A 13,433-nucleotide genomic window follows, 5' to 3' on the forward strand; every position below is an offset into this window, starting at 1 on the left:
GGGCAGCCTGGCTGCCTGCGGCACCTATTGGAGTGTTTATGGCAGTCAAGGTCCTGGTGGTGGATGATTCCGGTTTTTTCCGCCGCCGCGTTACGGAAATTCTTTCTTCGGACCCCAACATTGTAGTGGTCGGCACCGCCACCAACGGCAAGGAAGCGATTGAGCAGGCGCTGGCGCTCAAGCCGGATGTCATCACCATGGACTACGAAATGCCGATGATGGATGGCATTACGGCAGTTCGCCATATCATGCAGCGTATCCCCACCCCGGTATTGATGTTCTCGTCGCTGACGCACGAAGGTGCGCGCGTGACGCTGGACGCTCTTGACGCCGGTGCGGTGGATTTTCTGCCCAAGAATTTCGAAGATATCTCGCGCAACCCGCAGAAGGTCAAGCAACTGCTGTGCGAGAAAATCAACAGCATTTCACGCAGTAACCGTCGTTCCAGCGGGTTCGGTTCAGCCAGTGCCGCTTCGGCGGCTCCGGCATCGTCGACGTTGTCCAGCCGTGCCTCTGCGCCAGCCCCTGCACCTGCCAGGGCAGTGCCGTCACGCACGGCAACACCTGCTGCCGCCCCGGCTCACCATGCGCCGGCGCACCCGACAACTTCAGGCACGGCCAAGCGCAAGGCCTACAAGCTGGTGGCCATTGGTACCTCAACCGGCGGCCCGGTCGCGCTGCAACGGGTGCTAACCCAACTGCCAGCCAATTTTCCGGCACCACTGGTGCTGATTCAGCACATGCCTGCGGCGTTTACCAAAGCGTTTGCCGAGCGTCTCGACAAGCTGTGCAAGATCAGCGTCAAGGAAGCCGAAGACGGCGACGTGCTGCGTCCTGGTCTGGCGCTGCTGGCGCCGGGTGGCAAGCAGATGATGGTTGACGGACGCGGTACGGTGAAGATTCTGCCGGGCGACGAGCGCCTCAATTACAAGCCCTGCGTCGACATTACCTTTGGTTCTGCCGCCAAGTCCTACGGCGACAAGGTGCTTTCGGTGGTCTTGACCGGCATGGGTGCCGATGGCCGCGAGGGTGCGCGTCTGCTCAAGCAGGCCGGCAGTACCGTATGGGCTCAGGACGAAGCAAGCTGTGTGATTTATGGCATGCCAATGGCCATCGTCAAGGCCGAACTCGCGGATGCGATCTACAGTCTCGACGACATCGGTCGGCACCTGGTAGAGGCCTGTCTCTGATGGATGTACTGAGCCTTATCGGTCTGATTCTGGCGTTTGTCGCAATCATTGGTGGCAATTTTCTCGAAGGCGGGCACCTCGGTGCCTTGCTCAATGGTCCGGCGGCGCTGATCGTGTTGGGCGGTACCCTCGGTGCTTCGCTGTTGCAGTCGCCCATGAACGCGTTCATGCGTGCCATGAAAATCATCCACTGGATCATTTTCCCGCCACGTATCGATCTGCCCGGCGGTGTCGACCGGGTCATCGGCTGGAGCATGACTGCGCGCAAAGAGGGCTTGCTGGGTCTGGAAACCGTAGCCGATGCCGAGCCCGACGGTTATTCGCGCAAGGGTTTGCAACTGCTGGTCGACGGTGCCGAGCCGGCCGCGATTCGCAGCATTCTCGAAGTGGATTTCATCACGCAGGAAACCCGCGATATTCAGGCGGCGAAAGTATTCGAAAGCATGGGCGGCTACGCGCCGACCGTGGGTATCATCGGTGCAGTCATGGGCCTGATTCATGTCATGGGCAACCTGGCTGACCCCAGCCAACTGGGCAGCGGTATTGCGGTGGCCTTTGTCGCCACGATCTATGGCGTGGCCATGGCCAACCTGATCCTCCTGCCTGTAGCCAACAAGCTCAAGGCCATTGCCCACCGTCAGGCACGCTATCGCGAAATGTTGCTTGAAGGTCTGTTGTCCATCGCCGAGGGTGAAAACCCGCGCTCCATCGAACTCAAGCTGCAAGGCTTCATGGAGTAACAGCGCATGGCTCGCCGTCGTCAGGTCGAAGAACATGAAAATCACGAACGCTGGCTGGTGTCGTATGCCGACTTCATTACCTTGCTGTTCGCGTTTTTCGTGGTGATGTACTCGATTTCCTCGGTCAACGAAGGCAAGTACAAGATCCTGTCCCAGGCATTGGTCGGCGTGTTCAACGACACCGAACGCACCATGAAGCCGATCCCCATCGGCGAGCAGCGCCCGGTCTCGATCAAGCCCGCCGAGCCGCTGGTCAAGGACAGCGAGCAGACTGACGCCGGTATAGGTCAGGCCTCTGATGACCCGTTGCAGACCATCGCCCAGGACGTGCGCGATGCGTTCGGTGACCTGATCAAGTCCGACCAGATGACGGTGCGCGGCAACGAATTGTGGATCGAGATCGAACTCAACTCCAGCATGCTTTTCGGCAGCGGCGATGCGATGCCCAGCGACAAGGCGTTCACCATCATCGAAAAGGTCGCCGGGATCGTCAAACGCTTCGACAACCCGATCCATGTCGAGGGCTTTACCGACGACCAGCCGATCAGCACTGCACAGTTTCCGACCAATTGGGAGCTGTCTTCGGCGCGTTCTGCCAGCATTGTGCGCATGCTGGCCATGGACGGTGTCAATCCGGCGCGACTCGCTTCGGTGGGCTACGGTGAGTTTCAGCCGATCGCCCCCAACACCAGCACTGCCGGCCGCGCCAAGAACCGCCGTGTAGTGCTGGTTATCTCGCGCAATCTGGACGTTCGCCGCAGCCTGACCAGCGCTGGATCGGCCAATGTGCAGCCTGATGCTGCATTGCGGCGTGCTGGCACACAAACTGCACCGGTGCCAGCAAAGCCGCCGGTACGCGCGAACGCCGTCAATTCTCCGTCACCCGCCCCCTAAACATCGTATCGGTATGGTCGTCGCTGTACGGAAGGAAAACAATTAATGAGAGTCTGGGCAGTAGCCAACCAGAAAGGTGGAGTCGGAAAGACCACCACGACCATTGCCCTGGCCGGTTTGCTGGCCGATTCAGGCAAGCGCGTGGTTGTGGTCGATCTGGACCCTCACGGCTCCATGACCAGTTATTTCGGGCATAACCCGGACGAACTGGAACACAGTGCTTTCGATCTGTTCCTGCATAAAGGCGCAGTGCCGGACGGTCTTCCCGGCCAGTTGCTGCTGCCTACCAGCGACAAACGTATCTCGCTGATACCCTCCAGCACGGCACTCGCCACACTGGAACGCCAGTCACCCGGCCAGAGCGGCCTGGGTCTGGTTGTCGCGAAAAGTCTGGCTCAGTTGTGGCAGGATTTTGACTATGCCTTGATCGACAGTCCGCCGCTGCTGGGCGTTCTCATGGTCAATGCGCTGGCGGCCAGCCAACAGCTGGCGATTCCGGTGCAGACCGAGTTTCTGGCCGTGAAAGGTCTGGAGCGCATGGTCAACACGCTGACCATGATCAACCGTTCGCGCAAGGTGCCGCTGCCTTACACCATCGTGCCGACCTTGTTCGACCGCCGTACCCAGGCATCGATGGGTACCTTGAAACTGTTGCGCGACAGCTTCCCCGAGCACGTCTGGCAAGCCTATGTGCCGGTCGATACTCGACTGCGCGATGCCAGCCGTCTGGGGCTTACGCCGTCGCAGAACGACAGCAAGAGTCGTGGTGTGATCGCTTACCGGGCATTGCTCAAGCATATGCTCGCCGAGCAGCTCAATGCGCAGGTGGCCTGACGTGAACGTCTACTCTTTCTACATTGTTTGCTCAAGTGATGCCTCAATGCGGCCGATAACTGTATCAGGCTGCACATGCTCCATTTTTTGTTGGGCCCCGGTATGAACCGCCCTGTAGAAGTAGCAACACGACCCAAACTGGCTTTGCAGTCCTACCTGGACGCACTGCTGTACGACGCGACTGAAGTGCTCGAAGAGCCCGTCAGCAGCATCGATGAATTTCAGGCGGCTGTGCTCGAAGAGCAGGCCTTTGATGCGCGGATGCAGGCGCAGATCAAGCCACTGGCGGTCGCGGTTGCCGCGCCGGCTCCGGTGGCTGTCGAGGTGCAGGTGCTGGCGCCTGCGCCAGTGGTTGAAGTCGCTCCGGTGATCGTTGCCGAAGCGGTGCAGGTTGAAGTGGTTCAGGTTGAAGAGGCAGTGCCAGGCGTTGCGCTGGTTGAACCGGTCGCCGAGTTGAGCACGCTGGCAGCCCAGCGTACCCCGACGCCACCGCCGACCAGTGATGGTCGTCCGGCATGGGCTGCCGAGCCATTCGAATGCCTGTTGTTCGATGTGGCCGGTCTGACACTGGCGGTGCCGCTGGTGTGTCTGGGGTCGATTTATCCGCTGGCGGGGCAGGAGCTGACGCCGCTGTTCGGTCAGCCGGACTGGTTTCTCGGGATCCTGCCGTGTCAGGCAGGCAACCTGAAAGTGTTGGATACCGCGCGCTGGATCATGCCTGATCGCTACCGCGACGATTTTCGCCAGGGATTGCAGTACGTGATTTCGGTGCAGGGATACGAGTGGGGGCTGGCGGTGCATCAGGTCAGCCGTTCGTTGCGTCTTGATCCGAACGAGATCAAATGGCGCGCGCAGCGAGGTCATCGTCCATGGCTGGCGGGTACGGTCATCGAGCATATGTGCGCGTTGCTGGATGTTGCAGAGTTGGCCGAGCTGATAGCCAGTGGCGCGGTCAAGCAGTTGAACAAGTCGAAATAATCATGGGTCGATGCCAGTGGCGTCACCTGCAAAGAACACACGTGAGGGGTTGGGGTTATGAATAAGTCGTCTGCACAAGGTTCCGAAGATCCTATTCTGCAATGGGTTACGTTCCGCCTGGACAACGAGTCCTACGGCATCAACGTAATGCAGGTGCAGGAAGTGCTGCGCTACACTGAAATCGCCCCGGTGCCGGGTGCGCCAAGCTACGTGCTGGGCATCATCAACCTGCGCGGTAACGTCGTGACCGTGATCGACACCCGCCAGCGTTTTGGCCTGGCGCCGGTTGAAGTCAGCGACAATACGCGTATCGTGATCATCGAAGCCGACAAGCAAGTGGTCGGTATCCTGGTCGACAGCGTGGCGGAAGTGGTTTACTTGCGTCAGTCAGAAGTTGAAACTGCGCCTAACGTCGGTAACGACGAATCGGCCAAGTTCATTCAGGGCGTCTGCAACAAGAACGGCGAACTGTTGATTCTGGTTGAACTGGACAAAATGATGTCCGAAGAAGAGTGGTCCGAGCTGGAGAACATCTGATTGATCTTTGAGGTAGCTGTCGTCTTTCTGGGCATTCTCTGGGTTGTCACCCTGTTTATGTTCCTGGCCCATACCAGGCGTCAGCGCAAGCTGGACGCCGAGCGTGATGACGCGGCTGCCTTGCGGGATCAGCGGATCAAGGAGTTGGCCAGACGCCTGGACAACTACCAGAACGGCACGGTGCGCATGGGCGAGGCGTTGCATGAGCTGCGTGCCGTCGTTGCGCCGTTGCCGGATAAGCTCACCGCACTGGAGCAGCGCGATCCCTCCACGCTGTCCTTCGCCCAGGCCGCCCGTTTGGTCGGCATGGGTGCCAGCATCGACGAGCTGACCCAGTCCTGCGGCCTGACCCAGGCCGAAGCGCAACTGATGACCAAACTGCACGGCAATACAGCGAGCTAGTTTCTCTTCCCTGCACGCCTGCGCTACACCCAAGGCCGGACGCAGAGCGTCCAGAACTGCATTCCCACGCTGGAGCGTGAGGAACGATAATCTTGTAACTCTCGTGCCAGTCACTCCGCGTTGGCATGCCCTCCGTAACGCTTGGCGTCATAAATTTCCGGTGCGGCACAAGATCATGCCTTAACTGTTAATGCTGCCTAAAATGCTTTTTTATCGCGATGGCACAGACGACGCAGAGTGCGACGTAAGTGACGGCTGAGTCCTGGCGCTGATCCGGGGGTAGCCTGGCAGGACGCCAGGCTAGCCGCACCGGGCCATGGATGGCCCGTTGCGGCGACCCCCGGATCAGTGACAGGGCGAAGGAACCCGACGAAGTCGGGCCGGAAACCGGAGCGAGGGGGTTTGCCTACTTTGGCCCCATCAAAGTAGGTCGCCGAGGGGCGAAAAGGTGACTTGAGTCGAACCCCGATCCACCTGACATCGCAGAACCGCTGTGCAACGCCGAGCGACGGTCAGCGCCCCGTCTTACTGCTCGTCCAGCGCAAACTCGGTCAGGCAGAACGTCGGGATCTTCAGGTCGTTAAGACGCTTGGAGCCGCCCAGTTCCGGCAGGTCGATAATCGCAGCGGCCTCGTACACTTCGGCACCCATGCGGCGGATCAGGTTGGCGGCGGCGATCAGCGTGCCTCCGGTCGCGATCAGGTCATCGAACATGACGACCGAGTCACCTTCGCACAGACTGTCGGCATGCACTTCCAGATACGCTTCGCCGTATTCGGTCTGATACGCCTCGGACAGTACATCGGCAGGCAGCTTGCCTTGTTTGCGAAACAGCACCAGCGGCTTGTTCAGTTGATACGCGACCACCGAACCGATCAGAAAACCCCGCGCGTCCATGACGCCGATATGGCTGAACTCGGCATCGATGTAGCGCTGCACGAAGCTGTCAATCACCTGACGGGTGGCCTTGGGTGACTGGAACAGGGGCGTGATATCACGGAAGACCACGCCCGGCTTGGGGAAGTCCACGACCGGGCGGATGAGGGATTTGAAGTTCGATTGATCGAAAGTCATCAGGGGGTTCCATGGCAGTTTTGGCCGACAGTTTAAGCCGACCCGCCAAAGATCGCACGTTTCAGCTTTGCATCGACCCGCCAGCCAGTGCACACAGCTCGATGGGGGCGAGGATGTGAATCTCTTTGCCCTCGGCAGAAATCAGCTGATTTTGCTGGAAACGGGTAAAGACACGAGACACCGTCTCGACTGCCAGACCCAGGTGATTACCGATTTCATTACGCGACATGCTCAGGCGGAACTGATTGGCCGAAAAGCCTCTGGCGCGGAAGCGTGCAGACAAATTTATCAGAAACGTGGCGATACGTTCATCGGCAGTCTTTTTCGAGAGCAGCAGCATCATTTGCTGATCGTCACGAATCTCACGGCTCATGACGCGCATCAACTGCCGACGCAGTTGCGGCAGTTTCACGGAAAGCTCGTCCAGGCGCTCGAAAGGGATTTCGCAGACCGATGTGGTTTCCAGTGCCTGCGCCGAGACCGGGTAAGCCTCGGCGTCCATGCCGGACATGCCCACCAGTTCGCTGGGCAGGTGAAAACCGGTGAGCTGCTCTTCACCGCTGTCACTGATATTGAAGGTTTTCAACGCCCCGGAACGCACCGCGTAGACCGACTCGAAGGTATCCCCCTGACGAAACAGAAACTCGCCTTTCTTCAGCGGGCGGCCGCGTTTGACGATCTGGTCAAGGCAGTCCATGTCTTCGGTATTCAACGAAAGGGGCAGGCACAACGGCGCGAGACTGCAATCCTTGCAATGAGCCTGGGTTTGAGCGCGCGACTTGACTGGCTCGGACATCACTTAATTCCTTGTGGGAAATCACACATAAGCCGTAAGGGTAACTCACCGATGCTTGTCGGGGCCAGCCTGCAAAAGTGTCGGGGTCGTTAAGGTTGCAGGCTGCCTGCCGATAAACCTGTATTCCTTCAGCCACGCCAGGATGCCTTGTCATGTCAACGACACTCCCGTTGATCAACAGCATTACGATACGCACTGCGACCTCGCAGACCACCTACAGTAACGCCGGGCAAAGCACTGCCGAGAAGCCTGCGGGCGAAACAAAGGGCGTACAGGTCAATTTGTCGGCAGAAGGCAAGGCGGCTGCGTCGTCGTCTTCCAGAAACGCTGATATCGAGCAGAGCGGCCTACCTGCTTCCGTGCAAAAGATCCTCAAGGCGATTCGCGAGCTTCAGCGCAGGATCGAGGAAACCATGGAGCAGATCCAGAAGGCGCTGAATGATCCCAGCCTGAGTCCCGAGGAGCGACGGACCAAGGCCGCGGCACTGCAGACCGTGCTCAGCACGTTGCAGGCGCAGGTGAGCAATTCCACGGCCGATCTGTCGTCGCTCATGAACAGCCTGGGCTCCAGTGACGCCGACAAGACCAAGGCGGGAATGCTGGTTCTGGCCAAAATGTAGAGCCTGGACGCAGGTCATATCACTCGGGAGAACTGCTGTCTGTTGTGCCGGGTCAGGTAGGCATCGAAGACCATGCACACTGCGCGTACCAGCAGCCGGCCTGCCGGTCTGACTTCAATGCCCGTCTTGGCCAACGTAATCAGCCCGTCGCTGGCCATGCCGAGCAGTTGCGGCCACGCTTCGCTGAAATAGTCCCTGAAATCGATGCAAAAAGTTTTTTCGATCTGGCCGAAATCCAGGGTGAAGTGGCAGATCAGTTGCTGAATGATCGCGCGCCTGATGCGGTCGTCATCACTGCAGAGCAGCCCGCGTCGGGTTGCTGGCTGGTCGCTGTCCAGCAGCCTCAAGTACTCGTTCAGGTCGCTGCTGTTCTGGCTGTACAGCTCGCCGACCTGGCTGATGGCCGAGACACCCAGGCCGATGAGGTCGCAGTGACCGTGCGTGGTATAGCCCTGAAAGTTGCGCTGCAGGGTCAGGTCTTCCTGAGCGGTGGCCAGCTCGTCGTCGGGCAGGGCGAAATGGTCCATGCCGATGTAGCGATAACCGGCGTTGCCCAGTTGCTCGACGGTGTGTTCCAGCATCAGCAGTTTGCTCGCTGCATCCGGCAGATCCGCCGCGTTGATGCGCCGCTGCGGCATGAAGCGCTCGGGCAGATGCGCATAGTTGAACACCGACAACCGATCGGGCTGCAGATCGATGACCTTGTCCACGGTGTGGCTGAAGGTTTGCGGATTCTGTGCGGGCAGACCGTAGATCAGATCAATATTCACCGAACGAAATTGCAGCGTGCGCGCCGCTTCAACGATTGCGCGGGTTTCTTCCAGGCTTTGCATGCGGTTGATCGCCCGCTGCACCGTCGGGTCGAGGTCTTGTACGCCCAGGCTGACCCGGTTGAAACCCAGCTCGCGCAGCAGCCCCATCGTCGACCAGTCCGCTTCGCGAGGATCGATCTCGATGCCATAGTCGCCGGAGTCGTCGTCCAGCAGGTTGAAATGTGAGCGCAACTGCGCCATCAAGCGGCGCAGTTCATCATGGCTGAGAAAGGTCGGCGTACCGCCGCCCAGGTGCAGTTGCTCCACCACCTGACAGGGCGCCAGGTGACAGGCGAGCATCTGTATCTCGTGCTCGAGCCGTTGCAGGTAGGCCTGAGCGCGTCCGCGATCCTTGGTGATGACTTTGTTGCAGGCGCAGTAGTAGCAAATGTTCGCGCAGAAGGGCAGATGCACGTAGAGCGACAACGGACGTAATGCCTTGCGACTTTCGCGCAGCGCGTGCAGCAGGTCGAAGCCGCCCACTTGGGTATGAAACTGCACCGCAGTCGGATAGGACGTGTAGCGCGGTCCGGCCACATCGTAGCGATGGATCAGGTCTGAATCCCAACGAATGGCGTCAAGCATGCGCGCGTTTCCCGGTCCGGCTGGCGATGTCGCGAGCATACGCAGGAGGCCGGGGGTCGGCGTTGATGTGGATCAAATGGCAAGAGTTGCCGGCCTCAATGCCCCATCAGCCAATGCTGGTGCGGGCCTGGCAAGGTCCAGATACCGAAGACGATCACCAGCAGCCCTCCCGCCATGCGCACACCACGTTTGCGCAGCAAGGCCGTGGTGCGTTCGGCAGCCAGGCCGGTGGCCAGCAGAACGGGCCAGGTGCCCAGCCCGAAGGCCAGCATCAGCAGTGCACTGTCGAGAGGGTTGCCCTGGCTGGCGGCCCACAGCAGGGCGCTGTAGACCAGCCCGCAGGGCAGCCAGCCCCACAGGGCGCCGAGCAACAAGGCGCGCGGCACACTGGACACCGGCAACAGGCGACTGGCCAGGGGTTGCAAATAGCGCCACAGGCCTCGGCCGAGACGCTCTATATAGGTGAGCCCGCTCCACCAGCCGGCCAGGTACAGCCCCATCATGATCAGCAACACGGCGGCGACGATGCGCAAGCCCGTCGCCAGTGGGCTTTGCGCCACAGCCCAGCCGACCAGTCCAGAACACAGGCCAGCTGCGGCGTAACTGAGAATGCGCCCCAGGTTGTAGGCCAGCAGCAAACGAAACCGGCGACTGCGCTGTTCCTTGGGGATGGCCAGCGTCAGGGCGCCCATCAGGCCGCCACACATGCCCAGACAGTGGCCACCGCCCAGCAGCCCGAGAATGAACGCCGAGAACAGCATCGAGGCGAGTTCAAACATCGCGTTTCTCGTCCGGGCCCGACTGCGGAGACTCAGGCGGGACATGCTCCACAGGCGGCGTGTCATCGAACAATATGCTGTGTGCCGGGCCTTCCATGTCGTCGTACTGACCGCTGTCCACTGCCCAGAAGAACACGTAGATCGCCACGCCCACCAGCAGCAGAGCGGCAGGGATCATGATGTAAAGCGCGGGCATGAAACCTCCGGGGCAGATGGGGGGACAAGCGCACGACGCGGCAGGCGGGTCAGGCGCAAGGCGTTGAGCACCACGGTCAGTGAACTGAGCGACATGCCGATCGCCGCCCATACCGGAGTGATCCAGCCCAACGCCGCGAAGGGCAGCATGAGGCCATTGTACAGACCGGCCCAAAGCAGGTTTTCGATAATGACGCTACGCGTGCGCCGGGCCAGATTCAGCGCGTCGATCAGCACCGGCAAGCGGTTGCACAGCAGCACGGCGTCAGCGCTGGTTTTGGCGAGGTCGGTGGCCGAGCCCATCGCCACACTGATGTCGGCTGCTGCCATGACCGGTACGTCGTTCACCCCGTCACCGATCATCAGCACCTTGCGCCCCTGAGCCTGAAGCTGGCGCAGCACCTCCAGCTTATCGTCCGGGCGCATGCCGCCACGCGCTTCGTCGATGCCCAGCGCCTGCGCGACACGGTCGACCATCGGTGAGCTGTCACCGGACAACAGCAGCGTTTTCCAGCCTCGCGCCCGGCATGCCTGTAACAGGGTACCTGCATCCTCGCGCAGCCGGTCGTCCAGCACCAGCCATGCGAGTGGGCCCTGCGTATCGCCCAGCAACAGCCATTGGCCGGATCGCTCGTTTGGCAAGGGCGTTTCAGCGCCGCTCAGCGCACAGACGAAAGCCGCTTCGCCGATGCGCAGCAGATGCCCGTCAACACGACCTTGCAGGCCCAGTCCCGGTGTGCTGAGCACCTCTTCGGCAGCCGTTGGCGCTCGACCGAAGGCGCTGGCGATGGGGTGCTCGGAGCGGTTTTCCACGGCTGCCGCCAGTTCCAGGCAGCGATTGGCGTCCAGCTCGCGTAGTGGGTGGATGCTGCACAGTGTCAGGCGCCCTTCGGTGAGGGTGCCAGTCTTGTCGAAGATGACCGTGTCGATCTGGTTGAGGCCTTCGAGCACATGACCCCGGGTCAGCAGCAGACCGAGTGTGTGCAGCGTGCCGGTCGCCGCAGTCAAGGCGGTCGGTGTCGCCAGCGACAGTGCGCAGGGGCAGGTGGCGACGAGCATGGCCAAAACGATCCAGAACGCGCGCGATGCGTCCAGTTGCCACCAGATCAACCCGATCAGCGCAGCTGCGATCAGCGAAAACAGCAGAAAGGTCTGTGCTGCACGGTCGGCAATCAGCGCGAGTCGGGGCTTTTCTGCCTGCGCGCGTTCGAGCAGTCGGACAATGGCCGAAAGACGGGTTTCGTGGCCCAGCGCCGTCACGGCAACGGTCAGCGGGCTTTCGACATTCAGCGTTCCTGCGGTGACCGCATCGCCCACAGCGCGCATCTGTGGCAGGTATTCGCCGGTCAACAGCGACTCATCGACACTGGAGTGACCCTCAAGGATTTTGCCATCGGCCGGTATCACTGCACCGGGCTGCACCAGCACCCGATCAGCCAGGTGTAGTTCGCTGAGCATGATGCGCTGGCTCTGGCCGTCATCACTTAGGCGCAGGCATGAGGCGGGCAGCACGTTGACCAGTTGGGCTGTGGCCGCCGCGGTGCGCTCGCGAGCCCGGCGTTCCAGGTAACGCCCGGCCAGCAGGAACAGTGCAAACATGCCGACGGCATCGAAATACAGTTCGCCAGCGCCGGTGACGGCGGTCCAGATGCCTGCGGCGTAGGCCGCGCCTATTGCCAGCGACACCGAGACATCCATTGTCAGGTGACGGCTGCGCAGGTCGCGCCACGCACCGCGAAAGAACGGCGCGCAACTGTAGAAGACGATCGGCGTGGTCAGAAACAGCGCCACCCAGCGCAGGATGGTGTGCATCTGCGGGCTGAGGTCGATATTGAACTCGGGCCAGGTGGCCATGGTTGCCATCATTGCCTGAAACCACAGCAGGCCGGCGACGCCCAGTTGTCGCAACGCCAGGCGATTGTCACTCGCCATGCGTTCGGCAGCGCGGTCGGCCTGCCATGGATGGGCGACATAGCCAATTGCGTGCAGCTCGTTCAGCAATTGGCTGAGGGCAAGCTGGTCGGCGTTCCAGCGCACCAGCAGGCGATGAGTGGAAAGGTTCAGCCGCGCTTCGACCAACGCGGGCAATCGCCCCAGGCGTTGCTCGATCAGCCAGCCGCACGCAGCGCAACTGATGCCTTCGATAAGCAGGGTGGCCTCTGAGAGGTCGCCGTCGTGGCGCACGAACGGCGCCTGTACGTCGGGGCGGTCGTAGAGCGCCAGTTCCTCGAGCAATTGGCTGGACAGGCTTTCCGGGTTGGCCGAGGTTTCACTGCGATGGCGGTAATAGTTGTCCAGACCGCTCGCAACGATGGCCTCGGTCACTGCCTGGCAACCGGGGCAGCACAGCTGTCGGGTTGTACCGAGCACCACCGCGTTGAAATGGCTGCCCGCCGGAACCGGCAAACCGCAGTGGTAGCAGTGCAGCGGCGCGGGGGAGGAGGGCCTGGCCACGTTCAGTCTTTCCGGCGTTGCGCGGCTTGCAGGGGCTCGTCACCCAGGGCCACGTCATTGGTGCCAATCTGTTCTTCCTCGAACAGGCGCCAGGTCTGCTCGCCTTCGACACCCAGCAGTTCCACAAAACGCCGACCGTTGACCTTGTCCTGCAACTGACCGATGTAACGGCCTGGTTCGGACGGGCTTCGGGTCAGGAACACCCGGCGATCACTGTCAGGGCGCGTGGGTGAAATAAGGTTGAGTTCCAGACGCGCCGGGTTGCTGTTGCCGCTCAGGCGCAGCCCGACTTCACCGGTCAGCTCATCCATGTGCAGGCGCGCGTGCAGCTTGAGGGTCTGGGCGAGCACTTCGCGATTCAACGAGCGATTGATGCCCTTGCCGGCCTCGTAATAGTTATCGGTGACCAGCGGATCCGGGTGGGTCACGGCGATGAACACCATCGACAGGCTCAAGGTCACCGAGCCGGTCAGGATGGCGATGATGATCCATGGCCAGAGGTGCCGGTACCAAGGGCTTGCAGCAGTCGCAGCGGGCATGACG

15 protein-coding genes are annotated in these 13,433 nt (G+C 61.0%); 8 read left to right on the plus strand and 7 right to left on the minus strand.

Features of this window, described 5'->3' with window-relative positions; translation table 11 throughout:
* Nucleotides 1-38: 38 nt before the first annotated feature.
* The 7 genes from LIX91_RS21185 to LIX91_RS21215 all read left to right on the plus strand — a co-directional run bounded on the left by LIX91_RS21185 (nt 39) and on the right by LIX91_RS21215 (nt 5,575).
* Nucleotides 39-1,190 carry a chemotaxis response regulator protein-glutamate methylesterase gene (locus LIX91_RS21185; RefSeq protein ID WP_226489082.1) on the plus strand — a complete coding sequence of 384 codons (1,152 nt, stop codon included), beginning with the start codon at nt 39-41 and terminating at the stop codon, nt 1,188-1,190.
* Nucleotides 1,190-1,930 carry a flagellar motor protein gene (locus LIX91_RS21190; RefSeq protein ID WP_003412383.1) on the plus strand — a complete coding sequence of 247 codons (741 nt, stop codon included), beginning with the start codon at nt 1,190-1,192 and terminating at the stop codon, nt 1,928-1,930. The genes LIX91_RS21185 and LIX91_RS21190 overlap by 1 nt, the downstream gene beginning before the upstream one ends.
* 6 nt (nt 1,931-1,936) lie before the next feature.
* A complete protein-coding gene (motD, locus tag LIX91_RS21195; protein WP_003412380.1) occupies nt 1,937-2,824 on the plus strand; it encodes a flagellar motor protein MotD in 888 nt (295 codons plus the stop codon).
* Between the two features lie 45 nt (nt 2,825-2,869).
* Entirely contained in the window at nt 2,870-3,658 is a 789-nt protein-coding gene (locus LIX91_RS21200; RefSeq protein ID WP_003316833.1) for a ParA family protein, read from the plus strand.
* Nucleotides 3,659-3,733: 75 nt separating this feature from the next.
* Nucleotides 3,734-4,636 (plus strand): CheW domain-containing protein, encoded by a 903-nt coding sequence (locus tag LIX91_RS21205; RefSeq protein WP_032703045.1) that lies wholly within the window; start codon nt 3,734-3,736, stop codon nt 4,634-4,636.
* A gap of 57 nt (nt 4,637-4,693) precedes the next feature.
* Nucleotides 4,694-5,173, plus strand: coding sequence for a chemotaxis protein CheW (locus tag LIX91_RS21210; protein WP_003370201.1), 480 nt, complete (start codon nt 4,694-4,696; stop codon nt 5,171-5,173).
* A complete protein-coding gene (locus tag LIX91_RS21215; RefSeq protein WP_003412376.1) occupies nt 5,174-5,575 on the plus strand; it encodes a DUF2802 domain-containing protein in 402 nt (133 codons plus the stop codon).
* A 525-nt stretch (nt 5,576-6,100) separates the two neighbouring features.
* On the opposite strand, the gene LIX91_RS21220 is transcribed toward LIX91_RS21215, so the two are convergent.
* Together LIX91_RS21220 and fnr are read right to left on the minus strand one after the other, a co-directional pair.
* Entirely contained in the window at nt 6,101-6,649 is a 549-nt protein-coding gene (locus tag LIX91_RS21220) for an adenine phosphoribosyltransferase (RefSeq protein ID WP_003412368.1), read from the minus strand.
* Nucleotides 6,650-6,710: 61 nt separating this feature from the next.
* A complete protein-coding gene (fnr, locus tag LIX91_RS21225; RefSeq protein WP_003370208.1) occupies nt 6,711-7,445 on the minus strand; it encodes a fumarate/nitrate reduction transcriptional regulator Fnr in 735 nt (244 codons plus the stop codon).
* A gap of 152 nt (nt 7,446-7,597) precedes the next feature.
* On the opposite strand from fnr, the gene LIX91_RS21230 reads away from it, so the two are divergent.
* Nucleotides 7,598-8,065: a hypothetical protein gene (locus tag LIX91_RS21230; protein ID WP_003412365.1), complete on the plus strand. Its 468-nt coding sequence runs from the start codon at nt 7,598-7,600 to the stop codon at nt 8,063-8,065.
* Between the two features lie 14 nt (nt 8,066-8,079).
* On the opposite strand, the gene hemN is transcribed toward LIX91_RS21230, so the two are convergent.
* The 5 genes from hemN to LIX91_RS21255 all read right to left on the minus strand — a co-directional run bounded on the left by hemN (nt 8,080) and on the right by LIX91_RS21255 (nt 13,429).
* The gene (hemN, locus tag LIX91_RS21235) at nt 8,080-9,462 is read right to left on the minus strand and encodes an oxygen-independent coproporphyrinogen III oxidase (RefSeq protein WP_226489083.1); all 1,383 of its coding nucleotides are present in this window, start codon (nt 9,460-9,462) and stop codon (nt 8,080-8,082) included.
* Nucleotides 9,463-9,557: 95 nt separating this feature from the next.
* Entirely contained in the window at nt 9,558-10,241 is a 684-nt protein-coding gene (locus LIX91_RS21240; protein ID WP_003412360.1) for a sulfite exporter TauE/SafE family protein, read from the minus strand.
* Nucleotides 10,234-10,437 (minus strand): cbb3-type cytochrome oxidase assembly protein CcoS, encoded by a 204-nt coding sequence (gene ccoS / locus LIX91_RS21245; protein WP_003370219.1) that lies wholly within the window; start codon nt 10,435-10,437, stop codon nt 10,234-10,236. The genes LIX91_RS21240 and ccoS overlap by 8 nt, the downstream gene beginning before the upstream one ends.
* Complete coding sequence (locus LIX91_RS21250; protein ID WP_226489084.1) at nt 10,416-12,890, minus strand: heavy metal translocating P-type ATPase; 2,475 nt, start codon at nt 12,888-12,890, stop codon at nt 10,416-10,418. The genes ccoS and LIX91_RS21250 overlap by 22 nt, the downstream gene beginning before the upstream one ends.
* A 2-nt stretch (nt 12,891-12,892) precedes the next feature.
* Nucleotides 12,893-13,429: a FixH family protein gene (locus LIX91_RS21255; RefSeq protein ID WP_226489085.1), complete on the minus strand. Its 537-nt coding sequence runs from the start codon at nt 13,427-13,429 to the stop codon at nt 12,893-12,895.
* Between the last annotated feature and the right edge of the window lie 4 nt (nt 13,430-13,433).

It is taken from the genome of Pseudomonas sp. B20 (genome assembly GCF_020515755.1).
Classification (GTDB): domain Bacteria; phylum Pseudomonadota; class Gammaproteobacteria; order Pseudomonadales; family Pseudomonadaceae; genus Aquipseudomonas; species Aquipseudomonas syringae.